The following is a 20,919-nucleotide window of genomic DNA, read 5'->3' as shown; positions in this document are numbered from 1 at the left end:
AACACTGGGCGTTCCGATACACGAAGGGCGCCGCGATGTCACGCGGCGCCCGAGCCGGAAAGTTGAGATCGTGGACCGGGATAGCCGTCAGCTCACGCCGGCAAAAGTGCCTCGCATGAGCAGATCCGGCAGATAGCTTGCCGGCTTACCGCCAACCGCCTGCCCACTGGTCAGGCCGCCTTGTATTTCAGGGCCGAAGAACGAATACGGAAAGGGCGTGACCGGCCGGCTCACCGCATCGAGCCGTGCCCGAAGATCTTCGGGAATGTCGAAATCAAGCGCGCCGAGATTGTCCTTGAGCTGGTCAACCCTGGTGGCGCCGACGATGACGGACGCATGCCTGGCCTGTTTGCCGTCCAGTTCAGGGCGACCTGGGCCATGCTGCGGCCGAGCTGGCCGGCAACCCTCTCCAGTTCGGCGACGATTTGCCAGTTGCGATCGATGAATTTCTGGAAACCGGGATTGGTCGAACCACGCATTGTCTCCAGCCGGCCACCATCCTCGACGATTGTATCGAAACGGTATTTTCCGCTGAGCAGGCCGCTGGCCAATGGACTCCAGACCATGATTCCGGCGCCATAGCGCGTGCCGAACGGCACGAACTCGTGCTCGATGTTGCGCTCGGCCAGCGAATATTCGAGCTGAAGCGCCGAAACCGGTTCATAGCCGCGATGCTCGGCGACGGCCTGCGCCCGGCTTGCGTACCAGGCCGGCACGTCGGACAGGCCGACATGCCGGATCTTTCCGGCGCGCACCAGATCGTCCAGCGTCCGCATCACCTCCTCCGGCGGCGTCAGCCTGTCCCAGGTATGGAGGATGTAGAGGTCGATGTAGTCGGTGCCGAGCCGCTTCAGCGAACCGTCTACTGCTCGCAGGATGTTCTTGCGGCCGTTGCCCCCCGCGTTCGGGTTGCCCGGTTCGGCGTTGTAGGTGAATTTGGTACTGATCACCGCCTTGTCGCGCAGCCCACGCTCGGCGATGAATTCGCCGAGCCAGGTTTCGGCCGTGCCACCGGTATAGAGATCGGCGGTATCGAAGAAATTGCCACCGGCTTCGACATAGGCATCAACCAAGGCGCGCGCGGTTTCCTTCTCCGCGCCCCAGCCCCATTCCGTGCCGAACGTCATGGTGCCGAGCGCCAGGCGGGTGACACGCAGCCCGCTGTTGCCGAGCGTGTAGTAGGACATGGTCATGGATTTCTCCTGAAGTTTGAAAAGCGGGATTGAGGTCTTGCCTGGGATACGCAGTCAGGCCTTGGCCAGCGCATCGACCACCACCTGGAAGCGGCGCGGATCGAAATAATCGTGGTAGGCGCTGATCAGACCGCTCTTGAAGTGGAAAATCGCGATATTGCTGTTGGTGTATTCAGTGCCGCCGATCAGCACCGCGCGGTTCTTGTACTGAACGACGATCGCGTCCGAATCCGCTGCCGGATAGATGGCTGTCAGCTGCGAATCGAAGGATTCGAAATTACCGAAGAGGCCTCGGAAGGCCGCCAGGATCGCGGCCTTACCATCGATGCTGTTTCCAAATCCTGCCGGCGGGTAGAAGACAAGTATACGGCCATCTTCAGCCCAAAGGTCGCCCCATGCCTCAATGTCCTTGCGGTGCATCAGATCAAAGAATTTACGCACGGTCTCGATATTACGGGTTCGTCCGGAATCGAGGTCGGTCATTAGACGTCTCCTTGGCTGCTCGGCGATTGCCGTGTGATGTAGCCAAAGATGCGCCCTCCTTTCCCCACCGATAAGATTGCATTATCCGAATGGACTATGCGATATCATGCATGAATGGACCGCGATCTGCTTAGCCACCTACCTATAATCGTTGCCGTCGCGCGGCGTGGCGGCTTCGCGCCGGCAGCCGCCGAGCTCGGCATGAGCCCGTCAGCGGTCAGCCATGCGGTTCGGCTGGTAGAGGAGCGAATCGGCCAGCCGTTGTTTGCCCGCACCACGCGCAGCGTCTCGCTGACCGAGGCTGGCACCGCGCTTGTCGCTGCGGCGGAGCCGGCGCTGGAAGACATTGCCGACCGGATCGAACGTATCCGCTCTGTCAAAGGCCGGGCAAGCGGACTGCTCAGGATCGACGCGCCGCGTTTGGCGCTGCCTCTGGCGCTGATGCCCATCCTGACGGCGATGGCGGAACGTTACCCTGACGTGACGGTGGAGATCGTCACCGACGAACGTCTGAGCGATATCGTCGGCGAGGGTTTTGACGCCGGCATCCGGCTGGGCGAGATGATCGCCGAGGATATGGTGACGGTGCGACTGACAGGGCCTTTCCGCAGCATCATCGTTGCCTCGCCGGCCTATGTCGCCCGGCGCGGGCGGCCATGGGCGTTGGCCGATCTCGCCGTGCACAACTGCATCGGCTATCGGCTGTTGCGATCACGTGCGCTCTATCACTGGGATCTATCCGATCAGGGCAAGGATATCAGCGTCGAGACACGCGGCAGCGTGGTCGTCAGCGATCCGCTGTCGGCAAGGGAAATGGCGCTTGCCGGCATCGGCCTCGCCTATCTGTTCGAGCCGCTTGTCAAGCCTGACATCGAGGCAGGCCGGCTGGTCGAAGTCCTTGGCGAGGCATCGATCGAGGAACCGGGACTGTTCCTCTATTTCCCGCGCCGCGCCGCGATGGCCCCGAAGCTCCGCGCCTTCATCGACACCGCGCAAGAAATCGGCCGGGCATCCTCGCGGATACCCGGCCGAAAAAAGCCTCTCAAACGAATAGTTACTTCTTGACCGCTGCCGCGACTTCCGCCGCGAAATCGGTCTCTTCCTTCTCGATACCCTCACCGAGCGCGAAGCGCAGATAGGCAGCGATTTTGGCTGGCGCGCCTATTTCGCTCTCGGCATCCTTCAGCGCCTTCTCGACGGTAATGTCGGGATTGAGCACGAAAGCCTGCTTGAGCAGCACGACCTCTTCATAGAACTTGCGCAAACGGCCTTCGACCATCTTCTCGATGATCGCTTCCGGCTTGCCGGACTGGCGCGCCTGGTCGGCGAAGATCGCCTTCTCGCGTTCCACTGCGGCCGGATCGAGCTCTTCGGTGGTCAGGGCCATCGGATTGGTGGCAGCGACATGCATGGCAACCTGACGGGCGAAGGCGTTGGCGGCATGCGCGTTGCCCGTCGTCTCGATGGCCACCAGCACGCCGAGCTTGCCAAGGCCGTCGGCGACCGCATTGTGAACGTAGGTTGCGACAGCGCCGTGCTCGACCGTGAGCTTGGCCGAGCGGCGGAAGCCCAGATTCTCACCGATGGTGCCGACAGCGTCCTTGATGGTCTCGGCGACCGATTTGCCCGATCCCGGATAGGGAGCGGCGGCAACGGCCTCGGTCTTGCCGCCATAGGCAAGCGCGACCTTCGCGACATTGGCGACGATCTCCTGGAACGCAGCATTGCGGGCAACGAAGTCCGTCTCGGAATTGACCTCGACGATCGCTGCCTCGCGGACGCCGGAATCTACGCCGATCAGGCCTTCGGCAGCGGTACGGCCAGCCTTCTTGTCGGCCTTTGAAATGCCCTTCTTGCGCAGCCAGTCGATGGCTTCTTCCATATTGCCGTTGGTCTCGTTCAACGCCGCCTTGCAGTCCATCATGCCCGCGCCGGTCAAGTCGCGGAGTTCTTTGACCTGTGCAGCCGAAATGCTCATTGTCGCCTCTTTGTCTAAATGCACTGACGCACCATCGATTTTCGATGATGCGCCTGGTGCTGGTAGCGCTTACCGCGCCAACATATTGGAAAGATGAAGGCCGCAGCCGGCCTTCGCTACTATGCTTCCGGGGTCTGGGCTGCCGGGCTCTCGGCGGCCGGGGTCTGATCGAGCGCCGGCTCGACCGGAGCCTCGACCGATGCGCCGATATCGACACCGAGCGCGCCCTGCTGACGGGCGATGCCGTCGATAGCTGCCTTCGCGATCAGATCGCAATACAGCTGGATGGCGCGGGCCGCGTCGTCATTGCCGGGGATCGGGAAGTCGATCTTGTCCGGGTCGCAGTTGGAATCGATGATGGCAATGACCGGGATGCCGAGACGCTTGGCCTCGAGAATGGCGATCGCTTCCTTGTTAGTGTCGATCACGAACATCAAATCGGGCGTCGAACCCATATCCTTGATGCCGCCCAGCGCCTTGTCGAGCTTCTCACGCTCGCGGTCGAGGTTGAGGCGCTCTTTCTTGGTCAGGCCCTGAGCCTCGCCGGCCAGCATTTCGTCGAGCTTGCGCAGGCGCTGGATGGAATTCGAGATCGTCTTCCAGTTGGTCAGCATGCCGCCGAGCCAACGCGAGTTGACATAGTACTGGGCCGAGCGCTGCGCGGCATCGGCGACGATGTCGGAGGCCTGGCGCTTGGTGCCGACGAACAGCACCCGGCCGCCCTTGGCAACAGTGTCGGAAACCTGCTTCAACGCCTGGTGCAGCAAAGGCACTGTCTGCGAGAGGTCGATGATGTGGATGTTGTTGCGGGCGCCGTAGATATAGGGCGCCATTTTCGGGTTCCAGCGGTGGGTCTGGTGGCCGAAGTGAATGCCAGCTTCCAATAGCTGGCGCATGCTGAAATCAGGCAGAGCCATTCTTATTTCCTTTCCGGTTAGCCTCCACGGACACAGGCATTTTTGGACTTTGTCCTCGAACGCCACCGGAGGTTTCAGCCGGATTTCTCCCGGGCAGACACCAAAGTCCGTGTGTGGAATGAGCGCGCATATAGAGGGGAAGCGCGACAAACGCAAGCGCTGTGGCGTCTTGCGGCTCAGCGTGCGGCGATCAGCGCACCGGTGTCATTGCCGCATCTTCCCCTTCGGCACCCGCACACGCCGGAAAACGGCGACGATCTCCTCGCGGCTGCACTCGATGGCGCCTAACCGCACTGCGCGGTCGCGCTCGAACCCGGTTATGTCATAGTGCGGCGCGGATGTCTTTGGCGGTCCTTGGTAGGACGCGCGCTTGATGCCGAGCTGCCCGGCAAAGCGATGCAGCTCGTCGGTGTCGTCTGCCAGCAGATGACACCAGCGGTGGCCGACCCATTTCCAGATCGCCGCATCGACATAGACCGCCACAGGCTTGCCGCACTCCTTCATCTTGCGCCGACCAACACACCGCTAACGATGATAGAAGGGATTGGCATAGAAAATGAAGCCGCCGCCAGCCTCGAGTTGCGTCATCGTCCTGGTGACGGTCTCCTGCATCCGGTCGTGCAGTTCGGCGAGTGCCTCCTCGACGGAGCCTTGATAGGCGTGCAAGCCTAGCGGCTCCGGTACCCGGACATAGGCGCGACGTGGGCCTGCCGGCTGCGGCACGAAACGGTTGATCGCATCGCGCAGCGTACCCTTGCAATAATCGTTGCGGATCCGCTTCAAATGTTCGGCGATCTCCTCCTGCGTGATGCGCGGGTTGGCTGAGGCCCACGGCCCGACACGCTGCAGGCGCTGGATCGCATCTGCCAGCGTTCGGACCTGCTTCTGGCTTCCGCTGCCATCCGTGCTTTCCCGCAGCCAGCGCCGCGAACGGCGCAAAAGGTCGGCATTGTCGAGCGTGCCGGCGTCGACCGAGACAAGTTCGGCAAGGCGACGGCCGAGTTCGGTCAGCAGGTCCTTTTGACGTGCGTCATACGAAGCCCGCTCATCGGACCGCAGGCCATATGCAGCCTCATCGCGAGACAGCAACGTCGCATAGATATGATGGATGCGCTCCGGCAGCGAATCGGCGGCACGGCGTTCGATTTTCAGGCTGTGCTCGACATAGGCGCATTCCTTTGCCAGCGCTGCCTCGACATTCCCCGTGAAAGCAAGCTTCCAGATCACGGGCGCGATCCAAACCTTGAAATCCGGATCCGTCAGGCGGCCGCGCTTCAACGCCTCGAACCCCATTTCGACCGCGCCCGGCAGCAGCGGGGCAATGATGTTGGCATGCCAGCCGACACCGCCTTCGGGATGCAGGAGCACGCCGTGCCCCTTCAGCGCCCAGGCCACCGAATGTTCCTTGGCGGCCGCGCTGTTGCCCGGGATTTGCGCGATCAGATTGTTGGCCAACCAGAATTTCTGCATCAGCCGGCCAAGCCCGTTGACGACGCCGTGCGTGGCCCAGGATGCCGCCAGCGGGCTCACCCGCGAGACGACCTCCTTGTCGATCATCCAGTCGGTAAAGAATTCGGGATGGTTGGGCGTGATGAACGTCGCCTTGCCCGCGCCGCAACAAGCCTTCAGCCTTTGCCGGTCATCCTCTGGAAAATCGATGTGGCGGACGTTGGCGACGCCGCGCAAACCGGCCAGACGGTTGAATGGCAACAGGTCGCGAAAGCCTGGAATGCCGTGCAGCATGACAATCCGGTTGACGAATGTCATGGCGTTGATCAGCGTCGCATTGGGCCGCGGCGCCACAAAAACGTCGATCCTGCTCAACCTGCTCCCCCGCGGCGCATACCGTCATAAGACGTTGATAGGCAATTGCGGCATGCTCAAGTCGATGCGACTTGCCGCGCAAGATTAAGCGCTACTATCCCGGATAGCGGCCGGCGGCTTGCCGTTCACTCGAGCTTATTTAGACGGGCAGGTCTTTGGCTGATCGAACAGTGACAGATTGACCAATTTGCCGGTCATCGAGAACTCGCCATAGTCCATGACGAGATCGCGCGTGATGCCGTTCTTGTGCAGCTTGAAGCTGATCCGGTATTCCGGCACCTCCTCGCCGCCTTTGTCGGCATCATCGAAATAGGCGATGTCGACCGGCCAGTATTTGTCGGTGGCGAGCTTGGCCAGCGCCGGCGCTTCCGGATCGGCATTGTCGGCATCGGCTTGCTTGCCGACGACGACGGTGGTGGTCACCACCTTGTTGGCATCCTCAGAGCCGTCGAACAGGTTGGTTTCGTAGAAACGCTCGCCCTTTTCCGCCTTGCCGATCATTTCGACCATTTGCTGGGTCGGGAACTGGGTCGGCGCGAGTTCCAGGCTGTTCTTCTCGGGCTTGTCGATATCGACCTTGAGACCGTTGGCTTCCTTCGTTGCGGTACCCTTGACCTCCTTGTCGAGGTTCTGGTCGACAAAGGATTTGTTCACGAAGGAGAAGGTCTTGCCCTCGGCATCCTCGAAGGTGGTCATCTGCTGGTCGGTCAGCCTGGTGTTGTCGCTGGTTACGATCTGGGTCACCAAACGAAACTTTACCGTATAGCCCTCGCAAGGCGAGCCGTTGAACTCGTAGACCATGCGGCCGGTGATGCCGGTAATGCCGGAACGGTCTGAAGCCTTGTCGAGTGAAATGTCGTAAACAGCACGATGCGCCTGCAGCGCAGGCACCGCAAAAGCGGGAGCCGCCCAGGAAGCCGCTGTCAAGAGAACGGCGTTGAATGCGAGGCGCGTTGCGCGCATGGGGTGCTCCGATCATCGCGGCTAATGGCAAGCCGCATGGAAAGATGGTCCAGCTTAAAAAAAGTCGTGGCGGAAGCGAGGCAAAAATAGCAATTTCGGCCCGGCCTGCGCGGCACCTTCAAGCAATAGGGAAATAGCATGAGCGAAACAATCGAAAAGCGGCTAAGCGATCTCGGCGTGACGCTGCCGGCCGCCGCCGCGCCCGCCGCCAATTACGTGCCCTATTGCCGGACCGGCAATCTGCTGTTCACCGCCGGGCAGTTGCCGCTCAAGGAGGGCAAGCTCCAGGCGAGCGGACTGCTTGGCCGCGATGTCGACACCGCGACCGGCAAGGAAGCCGCAAAATACTGTGCGATCAACATATTGGCCCAGGCTCAGGCGGCACTTGGCGATCTCGAGAAAATCCGTCGCTTGGTGAAGATCACCGTCTTCGTCGCCTCGGCACCGGATTTTGTCGAACAGCATCTGGTTGCCAACGGCGCCTCGGATTTTCTCGCCGCCGTGCTCGGCGATCGCGGCAAGCACGCTCGCTCCGCCGTCGGCACCGCCTCCCTGCCGCTTAATGCCGCAGTGGAAATCGAAGCGATCTTCGAAGTCGAATGACCGGGACTGCAACCATGACCGATCTTTCCTGGCTGACCGCCCGGCCCGTCGCCCATCGCGGCCTCCACGACATGAACAAGACGCGCTGGGAGAACACCCTTTCCGCCTTCGCTGCGGCGGCCGAGCGCGGCTACGCGATCGAATGCGACGTGCACCTATCATCCGACGGCGTCCCCGTCATCATCCACGATGGCGATCTGCGGCGGCTGACCGGCGAGGACGGCTTCGTCTGGCAGCGTACGGCTGCCGAGATCACGGCGCTGAAGGTCGGCGGCACCGCCGACCATTTGCCGACGCTGCAGCAGGCGCTTGATCTGGTCGACGGCCGTGTGCCGATGGTTGTCGAGCTGAAAGGTGCTGCCGGGCATGACGAAGGCCTGGTCGAAAGCGTCGGCAAGATGCTCAAGCATTACAAGAGCAAGACCGCGATCATGTCGTTCGACCATTGGCTGATCCGCGAGTTCCCGAAATATGCACCCGGCATACCCGGCGGGTTGACCGCCTACGGCAACGACAACCACCTGATCGAGGCGCATTTCGCCATGCTGGCGCATGACATCGCCTTCACCTCCTACGCTGCCGGCGACCTGCCGAACCGGTTCGTCTCCTTCGTGCGAGAGAGACTCGGTATGCCGGTGATCACCTGGACCGTGCACGACCAGCCTGCCGTCGACCTGACCTTCAAATATGCCGACCAGATGACGTTCGAAGGATTCGAGCCCGATCTGGTACGGCTTGCCTGAGCGGGCTTGTATGGGTCCGCAGCGAGCTTAAGTAAGCCTCATGGATCAAGGGGACGACTGTGAAAGACAAACGGCGAATGCGGAGCTGTCGATCCGCATCGCCGCGGGCATCGGCGCTTTTACCAGCGCTGAATGGGACAGCCTCGGCGGCACTACACGCGGCGATGCAGAATACGGCTACAACCCGCTTGTCTCATTCGCTTTTTTGAGCGCGCTGGAAGATTCCGGCTGCGCTGTTCGGCGCACAGGCTGGCAAGGCCATCACCTCAGGCTGGAAACCGCGCGAGGCATGTTGCTCGGAGCGGTCCCCTGCTATCTGAAGTCGCACAGCCAGGGCGAATATGTCTTCGACCATGGCTGGTCGGACGCGTTCGAACGCGCCGGCGGGCGCTACTATCCGAAGCTGCAATGCGCGGTGCCGTTCACACCCGTCACCGGCCCTCGCCTGCTGGTCGGCAGGGGCGAGGACATCCCCACCGTCAAGGCCGGTCTTGCGACCGGCCTGAAGGCGGTGACGGATAAGCTCGGCGTGTCTTCCGCGCATGTTACTTTCGCGCCGGAGGACGACGTCCAGGTATTGGCGGCGGCCGGCTTCCTGCATCGCACCGACCAGCAGTTTCACTTCTTCAACGAAGGCTTTTCGAGCTACAACGATTTTCTCACAACGTTAGCCTCGCGCAAGCGCAAGGCAATGAAGAAAGAGCGGCGCGAGGCCCTCGCCGACGGCATCTCGATCGACTGGCTGACCGGCAAGGATCTGACCGAAAAGGCCTGGGACGACTTTTTCGCGTTCTACATGGATACCGGCAGCAGGAAATGGGGCCGGCCCTACCTCAACCGCGATTTCTTCTCACTTATCGGCGAACGCATCGCCGACGACATCCTGCTGGTCATGGCCAAACGCAGCGGGCGCTACATTGCAGGTGCCATCAACTTCATCGGTTCAGACGCGCTCTACGGCCGCAATTGGGGCTGCATCGAGGACCACCCGTTCCTGCATTTCGAGGTCTGCTACCATCAGGCGATCGATTTCGCCATCTCGCGCAAGCTGAAGGTGGTTGAAGCCGGTGCGCAGGGCGAGCACAAGCTGGCGCGCGGCTACCGGCCCGTGACGATGCATTCGGCGCACTACATCGCCCATCCAGGTCTGCGCAATGCAGTGGCCGACTACCTCCAGCGCGAGCGGCGCGAAGTCGAGCGGATGAGCGAATATCTGGAAGAGCACACCCCGTTCCGCAAGGACATGGCGGAGTAGAGTAGCGAGCCCCAATCGCTCAGCCGAGCGGGCCGGCACGGCCGATGTCGACCGATCGTCTTGCCCGCCCGGAACAGCTTCGCTACACCAGACAGCGAGCCAAGAACCGGAGCGCGCGCCATGGCCGAAGCAACCTATGACAGCAGCAACATCTTCGCCAAAATCCTGCGCGGAGAAATCCCTTCGCACCGCGTCTACGAGGATGACGCGGTCATTGTCTTCATGGATGTGATGCCGCAAGGACAGGGTCACACGCTGGTGGTGCCGAAAGCGCCGTCGCGCAACTTGCTTGACGCGGATCCGGCGGTGCTTGGCCCGCTCTTCGCTCACGTCCAGAAAGTTGCGCGGGCCGTAAAGAAGGCCTTCGATGCCGATGGCGTCACGGTTATGCAGTTCAACGAACCAGCTTCGGGGCAGACTATCTTTCACCTTCACGTCCATGTCATTCCGCGCTTCGAGGGCATTCCCCTGAAACCGCACAGCGGACAGATGGAAAAGCCTGAAGTCCTGGTCGAAAACGCCGGCAAGATACGGATGGCGCTGGCAAGCTGAACCGGTGCAACCGCTCTGGCGGGCGCCGGGCGGTTAACCGGAAGGTGTCACAAAAAAAGCCCCGTTTCCGGGGCTTTTTTACTGGCTGGTTCGTCAGTTCTTACGCGGCAGTTGCGGCACAAGGCTGCGCTTGCCGCCGTCCTTACCTTTGGGCTCCGGCTTCTGCGCCACCGCCTTTTTCGCGGCGGGCTTTTTCGCCACCGCCTTCTTGGCCTTCGGCGCGTCGTCCGGCTCTTCCTTCTTCGGCTTCACCGGCGCCTCGTCGGCGAGCGATTCGAGCTTCAGGCCGGTCTCGCCGGTTTCCTTCTTCTCGACGGTGACACGCACCGTGCCGCCCTTCTTGAGCTTGCCGAACAGCACCTCGTCGGCCAGCGGCTTCTTGATGTGCTCCTGGATGACACGGCCAAGCGGCCGGGCGCCCATGCGCTCGTCATAGCCCTTGTCGGCCAGCCATGCGATTGCATCCTGCGACAGGTCGAATGTCACGCCGCGCTCGGAAAGCTGCGCTTCCAGCTGCATGACGAACTTCTGCACCACCTGATGGATGACCGGCACCGGCAGCGAGCCGAACGGAATGATCGCATCGAGACGGTTGCGGAACTCCGGCGTGAACAGCCGGTTGATCGCTTCGACATCGTCGCCTTCGCGCTTGGTCGAACCGAAACCGATGGCCGCGCGCTGCGCATCGGACGCGCCCGCATTGGTGGTCATGATCAGGATGACATTGCGGAAGTCGATCTGCTTGCCGTTATGGTCGGTCAGCTTGCCGTGGTCCATGACCTGCAACAGGATGTTGAACAGGTCCGGATGCGCCTTCTCGACTTCGTCCAGCAACAGCACGCAATGCGGATGCTGGTCGACGCCGTCGGTCAGAAGGCCGCCCTGGTCGAACCCGACATAGCCGGGAGGGGCACCGATCAGCCGCGAAACGGTGTGGCGTTCCATATACTCCGACATGTCGAAGCGGATCAGCTCCACGCCGAGCGACGCGGCGAGTTGCTTGGCCACTTCCGTCTTGCCGACACCGGTCGGACCCGAGAACAGGTACGAGCCGATCGGCTTTTCCGGTTCCCGCAGGCCGGCCCGCGCCAGCTTGATGGCCGAAGTCAGCGCGGTGATCGCGGTGTCCTGGCCGTAGACGACGCGCTTCAACTCGATGTCGAGGCCTTGCAGCACCTTCTCGTCGTCGGCGGAAACCGTCTTCGGCGGGATACGCGCCATCGTGGCGATCGTCGCTTCGATCTCCTTGATACCGATGGTCTTCTTGCGCTTGGCTTCCGGCACGAGCATCTGCGAGGCGCCGGTCTCGTCGATCACGTCGATCGCCTTGTCCGGCAGCTTGCGGTCGTTGATGTAACGCGCCGAGAGCTCGACCGAAGCCTTGATCGCCTCGCTCGTGTAGCGGACCTTGTGGAACTCCTCGAAATAGGGCTTGAGGCCCTTCATGATCTCGATGGCGTCCTCGACAGTCGGCTCGTTGACGTCGATCTTCTGGAAGCGCCGCACCAGCGCGCGGTCCTTCTCGAAGAACTGGCGGAACTCCTTGTAGGTGGTCGAGCCGATGCAGCGGATCGCGCCCGAAGACAGCGCCGGCTTCAACAGGTTCGACGCATCCATGGCCCCGCCGGAGGTGGCCCCCGCCCCGATCACCGTGTGGATTTCGTCGATGAACAGCACGGCGCCGGGATAATCCTCGAGCTCCTTGACGACCTGCTTCAGCCGCTCCTCGAAATCGCCGCGATAGCGGGTGCCGGCCAGCAACGTGCCCATGTCGAGCGCGAAGATGGTGGCATTGTGCAGCACTTCGGGAACGTCGCCCTCGACGATGCGCTTGGCGAGGCCTTCGGCGATTGCCGTCTTGCCGACGCCAGGATCACCGACATAGAGCGGGTTGTTCTTGGAGCGGCGGCACAGCACCTGGATGGTCCGGTTGATCTCGCTCTCGCGACCGATCAATGGATCGATCTTGCCGGCCTTGGCCTTGTTGTTCAGGTTGACGCAATAGGCAGTCAGCGCGTCCTGCTGCTGCTTCTTCTTGCCGCCTTCCTCTTGCGGCTCGGCTCCGCTCTGGCTGCCTTGCTCGTCGTCGGCGCCGCGCGGCGTCCGCGTCTCGGAAGCGCCGGGGCGCTTGGCGATGCCATGCGAGATGTAGTTGACCGCGTCGTAGCGGGTCATCTGCTGTTCCTGCAGGAAGTAAGCGGCGTGGCTCTCGCGCTCGGCGAAGATGGCGACGAGCACGTTGGCGCCGGACACTTCCTCGCGGCCTGACGACTGCACATGGATCACCGCGCGCTGGATGACGCGCTGGAAACCGGCAGTCGGCTTGGAATCTTCATCGTAGCCGGTGACGAGGTTGTCGAGCTCGGTGTCGATATAGGTGAGGACCGTATGCTTCAACTCGTCGAGATCGACGTTGCAGGCACGCATGACAGCGGCCGCCTCGGTGTCGTCGATCAGGGCGAGCAGCAAATGTTCAAGGGTTGCATATTCATGGTGCCGCTCATTGGCGAGCGTCAGCGCTTGGTGAAGCGCCTTTTCCAGGCCTTGGGAGAAAGCCGGCATGTTACCTCACTTCTTCTCCATCACGCATTGCAGCGGATGCTGATTCTGTCGGGCGAAATCCATGACCTGAGACACTTTGGTCTCGGCCACTTCGAATGTATAGACCCCGCACTCGCCCACCCCATGATTGTGAACATGAAGCATTATGCGTGTGGCGGCTTCGCGGTCCTTCTGGAAAAAGCGCTCCAGCACGTGGACCACGAATTCCATGGGTGTGTAGTCGTCGTTAAGAATGAGGACCCGATACAGACTGGGCTTCTTGGTCTTGGTTTTTGTGCGCGTGATGACGGCCGTGCCGCGACCGGCCTCATTGCCGTTGCTGCCGTTCTGCATTCGCACCACGTAGCTCGTGGCAGTCAAACCTATAGTCACGTAGTCCTGCCTCTTTCGAATCCTCATGCATGCTCGACATGTAGGTGTTCGATGGACGATTTTAAGCCCTTCTGTTTAGCTGACAATATGGCTAGGTGGCCAAACTTGACCGATTTTTCAAATCGTGAAGACCGCAGGCCCCCGATTTCGGGCCGGCATGAAAAAACCCGGCCGCGCGTTCGCGACCGGGTCTGTCTTTGCAAGCCCAAGGGCCGGCTCGGAATGTTCGTCGAATTTACTTCGCCTTGGCGACGATCGATTCGAACGGCTTGTAAGCTTCCTTGGCGAGTTCGGCATAGAGATCGCCAAGCTTGGTGGCCTCGGTGACGAAGCTCTCATAGGACTGCTTGGCATAGTCGGACTGGATATCGATCGCCTTGTCCAGCGACTTGGCGGAAAAGAGCTTCTCGACAGCGGCGCTACCGGCTTCGAAGCTTTTCTTGGTGTACTCACCCGCCTCGGCGGCGATAGCCTGCGCCCCCTTGGACAGCGAGGCGAAGCTCTTCAATCCGGTGTCCGCAAATTCCTTGCCGTATTTGCTGAAATCTTCATAGGTCTGGGTCATTTCACGCATTCCCTTGAACGGTTGCCTTGGATGATAGACGCGGCTTGTCCGGGCCGCGTTGTGCAATGCGTGTAAATATATTGTGCAGTGCACAAAAGTCAAGATTCCCGCGGCAATGCGGATCGTGAGCTGCCGGCATTCGCTAAGATTCGAATAAAGAGAAGCTCAATCCCACAGAAAATGGTGAACGCGGCGGTTACCATAAACGGATTGGTAACGCTGCCTGCGTTAGCGTGGCCGGAGGTGAGGCAGGACCCTTTGCCGCCTCCAAGGCAACGGAAATTCAAAGGAACTATCAGTGCGTAAGGCGTTGTCGGGCTTCGTTTCCAAATCCGTGTCCCCCTTCAAAACGATCATGATCCTCGCCATGGCGATGAGCTTCGTCGTCGCGGACGCGGCTTCATCCATGGCGGCCAAGTCGGCGGCCATCGTCATCGATGCCAAGACCGGCAAGGTGCTTTATTCGTCGGATGCCGATGGCCGGCGCTATCCGGCTTCGCTTACCAAGATGATGACGCTCTATCTGACGTTCGAGGCGTTGGCGAAGGGCAGGATCAGCAAGAATTCCCCGGTCGTGTTCTCGGCCAATGCCGCTGCCGAACCGCCGACGAAGCTCGGCGTCAAGCGGGGCGGCTCGGTCACGGTCGAGACCGCGATCCTGTCGATGGTGACCAAATCGGCAAACGATTCCGCAACGGCGCTTGGCGAGACGCTCGGCGGCAACGAAGCCAATTTCGCCCGCATGATGACCGCCAAGGCGCGGGCGCTGGGCATGAGGGGAACCGTTTTCCGCAACGCCAACGGCTTGCCTGATCCCGGCCAGTTCACGACCGCGCGCGACATGGCGATGCTCGGCATCGCCCTGAGAGAGCATTTCCCGCAATATTACGGCTATTTCTCGCAGCGCTCCTTTCTTTACGGGCGGCAGCGCATCAACGGCCACAATCGTCTGCTCGGACGCATCAAGGGCGTCGACGGCATCAAGACCGGTTACACCCGCGCCTCCGGTTACAATCTGGTCTCCTCGGTCTCGGATGGCGATCGGCGCATCGTAGCGGTGGTCATGGGCGGCAGGTCCGGCGGCAGCCGCGACAGCCAGATGGCCGGGTTGATCAATGCCTACATGCCGCAGGCGTCGTCGCGCGGCGGCGGCGTGCTGATTGCCAAGGCCGGCGGCGGCAATCCGATTTCAGCCTTGGCCAAGGTGCTTCTACCGAAGCATGACGCGCCGACACCGGACAGTAAGCCGGACGACGATGCCGTTGCCTCTCTTGTCGAGGAAAATGCGCCCGTCGTTGAAGAGACCGCTCCGGTCGTTCAGGCCAAGAGGGTCAAGACGACGGCTGTGTCGACGGTGGACGACGTGGCGACAGCCCGGGTCGCCGCAGCCTATGCCGAACCGGCGGCAGAGGTCGATCCGGTCAGCACGGCGTCGGTGCCATCCGGCTGGGCAATACAGGTCGCCTCTTCGCCAAAACAGGCCGAAGCGAAGGCTTTCCTCGACAAAGCGACGAAGCAGGCGCCCTCCGTTCTGACCGATGCCTCCGGTTTCACCGTCGCCTTCGACAAGGACGGTGTCACCTACTACCGCGCCCGGTTCGGTGGTTTCGGTTCGAAGACGGCTGCCTGGAAAGCCTGCAACGCTTTGAAAAAGAAGAAGATCGAGTGCTACGCCGTCCAGCAGTAAGCGGCGCGCGAAACGATATCTGTCCCGAAGTTTTTGCGTCGAAGGAGACTAGTTGTGATTGGAGAGCAAGACGTCCTTGGCTTCATTGATCCGCGCCGCCAGGAAGGACGTGCCACCGATATCGGGGTGCAGGCGCTGCATCAGGCGGCGGTGCGCCTTGCGGACATCCGCCGCGGCAGCCCCCGCTTCAAGACCAAGGATCTTGTAGGCCTCCTCCTTAGTCATGGCGCCAGAACTTGGCGCAACACCCAGCCCTTCGCCACCATTCGCATCAGCGTCTTTGCGCCAGATGGGAAATCGGCCGTCAAGATACGTCTCTAGCAATTGGCGGCTCTCCGGATCGCCGGAGAGTTCGCGATAGAGTTGCTGCAATTCGGCAAGCCCCATCGAGCCAAGCATCTTGCCTTCATGGCGCCCGGCCAGCACAAGGCCTTCGAGGCCGCCGGTATCGTGATCGAGTTCCATCTCAAGCGCCGCCGTACGAACTGTCGAACGCTTGCCCGCCGCCAGTTTGGCTGCCGGCCGATTCATGCGCATGGAGCCGTACCAGGCGAGCGCAGCCGACAGGATCAAGCCCCCGATGCCCTCGCGCCCGACCAGCAGCACGGCGACGCCGACCAGCCCGAGCAGCACAGGTCCAAGCGTCCTCATGCCGCCTGCAAGCTTCGCCGGATCGGCGCGCAGGAAGATGGTGAGCATGCCGAGAAACACCAGAAGCAATGCTACGAAAGCGATAATCGCGCCCATCAGTTTCCGCCGCCCCGCATATGCTCGATCATCAGTCGGTCTTCCGGCCTGCCCCGGGCCTCCAGTGCCTTCAGCCCGCCGGTGGCAAACACGGCGACGGACGAAAGCAGGCCGGCCAACGTCGCGGCAGCCCGCCGATCGAACCTGAACCAGGCCCCTTTCGACAGCCGCGCAATTTCCTTGAACGCCTTTTCCGCAGCGGCATCATGGCCCTCCTGAAAGACGAAGACAGGAACGCCGTGCAGACCGAGGCTGCCGGCCTTTTCGGCCAGATCATCTATGTTTTCTTCCATCGCGTCGCCGATATAGACCAGCGCGTTGACCTTGGCCGCCGCCGTCTGTTTCAGCGCGTGGGCGAGCACCTTGCCGATCTGGGTACGGCCGCTGCGGCAGTTGATGCGCGTCATCAGCTGTTTCAGAGCTGCGGTATCGGTGACGAATGCGGATGAGCGGCACTCGCCAAGGCCGCGAAAATAGACAAGTTGAACCTTGAGCGCCCCGGCCTTGCCGACGGCGTCGAACATCTCGGCCTGCAGCGCACAGGCGAGATCCCAGGTCGGCTGGCGGCTCATTGTCGCGTCGAGGGACAGGATCAGCCTGCCTGAACAGGTGGCGGATGCAGCGAGCGTCCTTGCCTGACGGAGAAACGCGTCGATCTCGCCGGTGCTCGATTGAGACTCGACCGGCGCAGGATTGGCCCTTGCAGGCACGGGCTGCTTCTTGTCGCTCATGACATTCAAGATGTGGCGTTGTCCCCCGGCTTGCAAGCCCAGATGAGGCGACCTGGAGGACCTGTGATGATGGCACCTGCGGACAGCGCTTCGGCTGGTGGTCTTGGCGTTGCGCTTCTCGGCGTCAGAGCAGGCCGAGATCGGCAAGCTCACGCCTGAGCTTCGGCGGCATCTCGATCAGCCCGGCTTTGCCCTTGCCGAGATCGGCCGGCGCGTCCGCCGGCTTCAGGTAGCGCCACCCCTGGAATGCACGGCGCGGTTGCCAGTCAGTGCGCACGACCTCGGGATCGAGGATCAGATGGCAACGGCCGATGCCCTCGTCATCGGTGAAGGGCCGGATTTCGGTGATCAGCTGGCGGCATTGGACATTGCCCTTGATCACCCAGTAGAGCGAGCCGCCGTCGGTAATCTCGGCGCCACGCGTCGGCACCATGCGGGTGGTGTGGTAGTGCTCGGCCGGTTCGCCGGCGCGGCGCCGCTCGTCGAGACGGAAGGCAATCCACTCTTCCAGATCCTCGACGCTGTCACAGCCGACGCAAAGCTTTATGAGATTGAGAGACATCGTTTAAGGTTTAGTCCAGCACGCGAACGCGTCAACGGCCTGATCGACTTCTCCACAGTGGTGGTCCATGCCGCCAGATTGGCGCTCAGCACTCCACGACATTGACGGCCAATCCGCCAAGGCTGGTTTCTTTGTACTTTTCGTTCATGTCGAGGCCGGTCTGGCGCATCGTCTCGATCGCGGCATCGAGCGGCACGAAATGAACGCCGTCGCCCTTGATGGCCAGCGAAGCGGCGGTCACCGCCTTGACGGCACCAAGCGCGTTGCGCTCGATACACGGCACCTGCACCAGGCCGCCGACCGGATCGCAGGTCATGCCGAGATGATGTTCCAGCGCGATCTCGGCAGCATTCTCGACCTGCTCGGGCGTGCCGCCCATGACGGCGCACAATCCCGCCGCAGCCATTGCCGAAGCCGAACCGACCTCGCCCTGGCAGCCGACTTCCGCCCCCGAGATCGAAGCATTGGTTTTGATGATGCCGCCGACGGCCGCCGCCGTCAGCAGGAAATCGCGGATGCTGGGCTGGTCGGCTTCGGGATGGAAATGCAACCAGTAGCGCAGCACTGCGGGCAGAGTGCCGGCCGCCCCATTGGTTGGCGCGGTGACGACACGGCCGCCGGCAGCGTTCTCCTCATTGACCGCCATCGCATAGATCGACAGCCAGTCGTTGGCGAGCAGCGGGTTAGGCCGGTTCTGCTGCCATTGCTCCTGCAGCTTGTCGTGCAGCATCCGGGCACGGCGGCGCACCTTGAGTCCGCCCGGCATGATGCCGTCTTGCGACAGGCCGCGCTCGATGCAGCCCTTCATGGCGCTCCAGATGCCGTCGAGGCCGGCGTCGAGCTCCCCGCGCGACATCTGTGTCTCCTCGTTGACGCGCTTCATCTCGGCAATGGAAAGCCCGCTTTTCGCTGCCATGGACAGCATTTCGACGGCGTTCCTGAACGGATACGGAACCTTCTTGCCTTCGGTTGTCGCCGAGCCCCTCGCTTTCATCCGCTGCAGTTCTTCCTCGGACACTACGAAGCCGCCGCCAATCGAATAGTAGACGCGCCTCAGCAGCAACCGGTCGCCGGCATCATGGGCAGAGAACGCCATGCCGTTGGCGTGACCCGGCAGCGGCGTCTTGCGATCCAGCACCAGATCCGTTGCCGGGTCGAAACGGTAGGACGGATGGCCGGGCGGCGAAATCCGTTTCTCGGCGGCGATGCCAGCGACGATGCCGTCTGCTAGGTCGGGATCCACCGTCTGCGGCGTCTGGCCCGCGAGGCCGAGCACCACGGCTCGGTCGGAGCCATGGCCGATGCCGGTGTAGGCGAGCGAGCCATGCAGGCTGGCAGCGATCCGGTCGATCTTGGCGCCGGCCGGGCGCGGCCAGTCGTCTCCCGCAATCTCGTCGAGAAACCGCCGCGCGGCCGTCATCGGCCCCATCGTGTGCGAACTCGATGGGCCGATGCCGATCTTGAACAAGTCGAAAACCGAAAGGAACACGTGGGTGTTTTCTCCTGGGACCCTGTTGAGGTCTACATATAGGAATTCCCATGATGTTTTCCGCTGTTTTGAAGATTGCGGCGCTGCGCCTGCCGACCTTGTTTGCTCCGGCAGCGACATTCCAACTTCGGCCATCGAAGCATTACTGCCGCCTGTGGTAAAAGCAACGCATGAGCGATTCCTTTCACCTATCGACGGCCGACCTTGCGGCGCTGGGGTTCTTCCTTACCGCGTGGGTGCTGCATACGCTCGCCGCCGATGGAATGCTGGTCAGCCGCATGTCGCTGACGAGGGCTATGAACACGCAGCGCGAGGCCTGGATGCAGACCATGGCCGAACGCGAGATCCGCATCGTCGACACCGCTATCATGAGCGGGCTGCAACAGGGGACCGCCTTCTTTGCCTCCAGTTCGCTGATTGCGATCGGCGGCTGTTTTGCCCTGCTCGGCGCCTCCGATCAGGTTCTGACCGTGCTGAGCGACCTGCCGTTTGGCGCCACGTCCTCACGCGCAGCCTTCCAGACGAAGGTGCTCGGGCTGGTGCTGATCCTGGCCTTTTCCTTCTTCAAATTCGGCTGGGCTTACCGGCTGTTCAACTATTGCTCGATCCTGATCGGCGCCGTGCCGATTCCGCATGGCGAGGCGTCGCGCAATCCGGTCACCGAAACGGCGGTGTGGCGTGCCGCGCGCATGAACATGTTGGCCGGAAAGCATTTCAATTCGGGCCTGCGCGGCGTGTTCTTCTCGATTGGCTATCTTGGCTGGTTCGTCGATCCCGCGGTGTTCGTCCTGTCGACGCTGCTGCTCCTGGCGGTGCTGGTGCGCCGCCAGTTTTTCTCGGCGGCGCGGCAGGCGGTGCTCGGTCAGCCGCCCGGCCCAACATCCGGCGCCGGAAAAGGCCGGTCTATCCGGCCCGACAGCCAGTAGGCAATCAGCCCGATCCATTCACGGGTCGCGATGGTTGTGGTCTGCAGTGCTTCGTTGGCATCCGTGCGGAACAGGCCGATGCCTTCCCTGCCGGAGGTGCGGTAGTCGACCGGCCACGGAACCGTCGCAAAACCGGCTTTGTCGAACAGCGCCTTGGCGCGTGGCATGTGGAAGGCCGAGGTCACCAGCAGCCAGGTCTCGCCCGGCTTTGGCGTGATCAGTTGTTTGGTGAAGACCGCATTCTCGTAGGTGTTGCGTGATTTGCCCTCAAGGATCAGCCGATCGGCCGTCACGCCGAGCGCAGTGAACAGGCGTGGAGCTGTCGCCGCATCGCCCTCGTCTTCGCGGACCATTGCAATGGGGCCACCTGAAATGACGACCTTAGCTGTCGGAAAACGCAGTGCCAGCACCGCTGCCTCGACCATTCGATCGCCACTGGCGTTGAGTTCATAGCCGCTGCGGACGAAGTTGATGGCGCTCTCCATACCGCCGCCGAGCACAATGATTCCGTCAACTCGTTCCGGCAGGGCTGGCCTAGGGAAACGCTCCTCGAGCGGATTAAGCATCACTGCGCCGAGCGAGGTCCACGCCGAGAGTCCAAGGACAAGGAATGCCAGCACGCTGCCGGTGGCAAACAGCCTCTTGCGCCCGACCAATGCCGCAAGCAATCCAGCCAGCAGCAGGATGATCGCGAGATTAAGCGGCTGGACGAAGAGCCACAGAACCTTGGAGACATAGAAGAACATCCCTCACCCCTCAGATGAGAA

General features: G+C 61.9%; 21 protein-coding genes and 1 pseudogene. 7 read left to right on the top strand and 15 right to left on the bottom strand.

Annotated elements, in window-relative coordinates; translation table 11 throughout:
* Positions 1 to 87: 87 nt before the first annotated feature.
* Both NKH60_RS13375 and NKH60_RS13370 read right to left on the bottom strand, forming a co-directional pair.
* Positions 88 to 1,193: pseudogene (locus NKH60_RS13375) on the bottom strand (aldo/keto reductase).
* A gap of 54 nt (positions 1,194 to 1,247) precedes the next feature.
* On the bottom strand, positions 1,248 to 1,676 hold the full coding sequence (locus tag NKH60_RS13370; RefSeq protein ID WP_352872408.1) for a nuclear transport factor 2 family protein: 429 nt from the start codon (positions 1,674 to 1,676) through the stop codon (positions 1,248 to 1,250).
* Between the two features lie 114 nt (positions 1,677 to 1,790).
* Here NKH60_RS13370 and NKH60_RS13365 point away from each other — a divergent pair, with 114 nt between their 5' ends.
* A complete protein-coding gene (locus tag NKH60_RS13365) occupies positions 1,791 to 2,741 on the top strand; it encodes a LysR family transcriptional regulator (protein ID WP_352872406.1) in 951 nt (316 codons plus the stop codon).
* Here the strand turns inward: NKH60_RS13365 and tsf are convergent.
* From tsf to NKH60_RS13340, 5 genes are all read right to left on the bottom strand, one after another.
* On the bottom strand, positions 2,731 to 3,654 hold the full coding sequence (gene tsf / locus NKH60_RS13360; RefSeq protein ID WP_352471655.1) for a translation elongation factor Ts: 924 nt from the start codon (positions 3,652 to 3,654) through the stop codon (positions 2,731 to 2,733). The two genes, NKH60_RS13365 and tsf, sit on opposite strands and share 11 nt — an antisense overlap.
* A 119-nt stretch (positions 3,655 to 3,773) precedes the next feature.
* Positions 3,774 to 4,571 (bottom strand): 30S ribosomal protein S2, encoded by a 798-nt coding sequence (rpsB, locus tag NKH60_RS13355; protein ID WP_352872404.1) that lies wholly within the window; start codon positions 4,569 to 4,571, stop codon positions 3,774 to 3,776.
* A 204-nt stretch (positions 4,572 to 4,775) separates the two neighbouring features.
* A complete protein-coding gene (locus NKH60_RS13350; RefSeq protein ID WP_352540673.1) occupies positions 4,776 to 5,054 on the bottom strand; it encodes a DUF4031 domain-containing protein in 279 nt (92 codons plus the stop codon).
* Between the two features lie 42 nt (positions 5,055 to 5,096).
* Positions 5,097 to 6,395, bottom strand: a complete 1,299-nt coding sequence (locus NKH60_RS13345; RefSeq protein ID WP_352872402.1) for a lysophospholipid acyltransferase family protein — start codon at positions 6,393 to 6,395, stop codon at positions 5,097 to 5,099.
* 135 nt (positions 6,396 to 6,530) lie between these two features.
* Positions 6,531 to 7,358, bottom strand: a complete 828-nt coding sequence (locus tag NKH60_RS13340; RefSeq protein WP_023674927.1) for a cell envelope integrity EipB family protein — start codon at positions 7,356 to 7,358, stop codon at positions 6,531 to 6,533.
* 138 nt (positions 7,359 to 7,496) lie between these two features.
* On the opposite strand from NKH60_RS13340, the gene NKH60_RS13335 reads away from it, so the two are divergent.
* From NKH60_RS13335 to NKH60_RS13320, 4 genes are all read left to right on the top strand, one after another.
* On the top strand, positions 7,497 to 7,961 hold the full coding sequence (locus NKH60_RS13335; protein ID WP_352448812.1) for a RidA family protein: 465 nt from the start codon (positions 7,497 to 7,499) through the stop codon (positions 7,959 to 7,961).
* A 14-nt stretch (positions 7,962 to 7,975) separates the two neighbouring features.
* Complete coding sequence (locus tag NKH60_RS13330; protein ID WP_352833057.1) at positions 7,976 to 8,704, top strand: glycerophosphodiester phosphodiesterase; 729 nt, start codon at positions 7,976 to 7,978, stop codon at positions 8,702 to 8,704.
* A gap of 40 nt (positions 8,705 to 8,744) precedes the next feature.
* Positions 8,745 to 9,959: a GNAT family N-acetyltransferase gene (locus NKH60_RS13325; protein WP_352872399.1), complete on the top strand. Its 1,215-nt coding sequence runs from the start codon at positions 8,745 to 8,747 to the stop codon at positions 9,957 to 9,959.
* Between the two features lie 120 nt (positions 9,960 to 10,079).
* Positions 10,080 to 10,511, top strand: coding sequence for an HIT family protein (locus tag NKH60_RS13320; RefSeq protein ID WP_352872397.1), 432 nt, complete (start codon positions 10,080 to 10,082; stop codon positions 10,509 to 10,511).
* A gap of 93 nt (positions 10,512 to 10,604) precedes the next feature.
* Here NKH60_RS13320 and clpA read toward each other — a convergent pair whose 3' ends face one another.
* The 3 genes from clpA to NKH60_RS13305 form a co-directional block, all read right to left on the bottom strand.
* Positions 10,605 to 13,073, bottom strand: a complete 2,469-nt coding sequence (gene clpA, locus NKH60_RS13315) for an ATP-dependent Clp protease ATP-binding subunit ClpA (RefSeq protein ID WP_352448808.1) — start codon at positions 13,071 to 13,073, stop codon at positions 10,605 to 10,607.
* A gap of 6 nt (positions 13,074 to 13,079) precedes the next feature.
* Positions 13,080 to 13,406, bottom strand: coding sequence for an ATP-dependent Clp protease adapter ClpS (gene clpS / locus NKH60_RS13310; protein WP_023717744.1), 327 nt, complete (start codon positions 13,404 to 13,406; stop codon positions 13,080 to 13,082).
* Between the two features lie 274 nt (positions 13,407 to 13,680).
* Positions 13,681 to 14,010 carry a phasin family protein gene (locus tag NKH60_RS13305; protein ID WP_352471661.1) on the bottom strand — a complete coding sequence of 110 codons (330 nt, stop codon included), beginning with the start codon at positions 14,008 to 14,010 and terminating at the stop codon, positions 13,681 to 13,683.
* 298 nt (positions 14,011 to 14,308) lie between these two features.
* Here NKH60_RS13305 and NKH60_RS13300 point away from each other — a divergent pair, with 298 nt between their 5' ends.
* Positions 14,309 to 15,697 (top strand): SPOR domain-containing protein, encoded by a 1,389-nt coding sequence (locus NKH60_RS13300; RefSeq protein ID WP_352540574.1) that lies wholly within the window; start codon positions 14,309 to 14,311, stop codon positions 15,695 to 15,697.
* 48 nt (positions 15,698 to 15,745) lie between these two features.
* Here NKH60_RS13300 and NKH60_RS13295 read toward each other — a convergent pair whose 3' ends face one another.
* From NKH60_RS13295 to NKH60_RS13280, 4 genes are all read right to left on the bottom strand, one after another.
* Positions 15,746 to 16,444 (bottom strand): DnaJ domain-containing protein, encoded by a 699-nt coding sequence (locus NKH60_RS13295; protein WP_352833061.1) that lies wholly within the window; start codon positions 16,442 to 16,444, stop codon positions 15,746 to 15,748.
* A complete protein-coding gene (locus NKH60_RS13290; protein ID WP_352833064.1) occupies positions 16,444 to 17,175 on the bottom strand; it encodes a vWA domain-containing protein in 732 nt (243 codons plus the stop codon). Before NKH60_RS13290 ends, NKH60_RS13295 begins: the two co-directional genes overlap by 1 nt.
* 124 nt (positions 17,176 to 17,299) lie before the next feature.
* The gene (locus tag NKH60_RS13285; protein ID WP_352466463.1) at positions 17,300 to 17,737 is read right to left on the bottom strand and encodes a DUF1489 family protein; all 438 of its coding nucleotides are present in this window, start codon (positions 17,735 to 17,737) and stop codon (positions 17,300 to 17,302) included.
* Between the two features lie 85 nt (positions 17,738 to 17,822).
* Positions 17,823 to 19,226 (bottom strand): L-serine ammonia-lyase, encoded by a 1,404-nt coding sequence (locus NKH60_RS13280; RefSeq protein WP_352833067.1) that lies wholly within the window; start codon positions 19,224 to 19,226, stop codon positions 17,823 to 17,825.
* Between the two features lie 170 nt (positions 19,227 to 19,396).
* Here NKH60_RS13280 and NKH60_RS13275 point away from each other — a divergent pair, with 170 nt between their 5' ends.
* Entirely contained in the window at positions 19,397 to 20,152 is a 756-nt protein-coding gene (locus tag NKH60_RS13275; protein WP_352682826.1) for a DUF599 domain-containing protein, read from the top strand.
* Here the strand turns inward: NKH60_RS13275 and NKH60_RS13270 are convergent.
* Positions 20,089 to 20,898 (bottom strand): YdcF family protein, encoded by an 810-nt coding sequence (locus NKH60_RS13270; RefSeq protein ID WP_352682828.1) that lies wholly within the window; start codon positions 20,896 to 20,898, stop codon positions 20,089 to 20,091. The genes NKH60_RS13275 and NKH60_RS13270 overlap by 64 nt on opposite strands.
* Positions 20,899 to 20,919: the final 21 nt, after the last annotated feature.

It is taken from the genome of Mesorhizobium sp. M1006, from assembly GCF_040318825.1.
In the GTDB taxonomy this organism is placed as follows: Bacteria; Pseudomonadota; Alphaproteobacteria; order Rhizobiales; family Rhizobiaceae; genus Mesorhizobium.
The sequence above is the reverse complement of the archived record's forward strand: the minus strand, read 5'-3'. Positions and strand labels throughout refer to the sequence as shown.

Coding starts and splice junctions, on each gene's coding strand:
- NKH60_RS13370 (WP_352872408.1), bottom strand. CDS start 1,676: ATGACCGACCTCGATTCCGGACGAACCCGTAATATCGAGACCGTGCGT.
- NKH60_RS13365 (WP_352872406.1), top strand. CDS start 1,791: ATGGACCGCGATCTGCTTAGCCACCTACCTATAATCGTTGCCGTCGCG.
- tsf (WP_352471655.1), bottom strand. CDS start 3,654: ATGAGCATTTCGGCTGCACAGGTCAAAGAACTCCGCGACTTGACCGGC.
- rpsB (WP_352872404.1), bottom strand. CDS start 4,571: ATGGCTCTGCCTGATTTCAGCATGCGCCAGCTATTGGAAGCTGGCATT.
- NKH60_RS13340 (WP_023674927.1), bottom strand. CDS start 7,358: ATGCGCGCAACGCGCCTCGCATTCAACGCCGTTCTCTTGACAGCGGCT.
- NKH60_RS13335 (WP_352448812.1), top strand. CDS start 7,497: ATGAGCGAAACAATCGAAAAGCGGCTAAGCGATCTCGGCGTGACGCTG.
- NKH60_RS13330 (WP_352833057.1), top strand. CDS start 7,976: ATGACCGATCTTTCCTGGCTGACCGCCCGGCCCGTCGCCCATCGCGGC.
- NKH60_RS13325 (WP_352872399.1), top strand. CDS start 8,745: ATGGATCAAGGGGACGACTGTGAAAGACAAACGGCGAATGCGGAGCTG.
- NKH60_RS13320 (WP_352872397.1), top strand. CDS start 10,080: ATGGCCGAAGCAACCTATGACAGCAGCAACATCTTCGCCAAAATCCTG.
- clpA (WP_352448808.1), bottom strand. CDS start 13,073: ATGCCGGCTTTCTCCCAAGGCCTGGAAAAGGCGCTTCACCAAGCGCTG.
- clpS (WP_023717744.1), bottom strand. CDS start 13,406: ATGCAGAACGGCAGCAACGGCAATGAGGCCGGTCGCGGCACGGCCGTC.
- NKH60_RS13305 (WP_352471661.1), bottom strand. CDS start 14,010: ATGACCCAGACCTATGAAGATTTCAGCAAATACGGCAAGGAATTTGCG.
- NKH60_RS13295 (WP_352833061.1), bottom strand. CDS start 16,444: ATGGGCGCGATTATCGCTTTCGTAGCATTGCTTCTGGTGTTTCTCGGC.
- NKH60_RS13290 (WP_352833064.1), bottom strand. CDS start 17,175: ATGAGCGACAAGAAGCAGCCCGTGCCTGCAAGGGCCAATCCTGCGCCG.
- NKH60_RS13285 (WP_352466463.1), bottom strand. CDS start 17,737: ATGTCTCTCAATCTCATAAAGCTTTGCGTCGGCTGTGACAGCGTCGAG.
- NKH60_RS13275 (WP_352682826.1), top strand. CDS start 19,397: ATGAGCGATTCCTTTCACCTATCGACGGCCGACCTTGCGGCGCTGGGG.
- NKH60_RS13270 (WP_352682828.1), bottom strand. CDS start 20,898: ATGTTCTTCTATGTCTCCAAGGTTCTGTGGCTCTTCGTCCAGCCGCTT.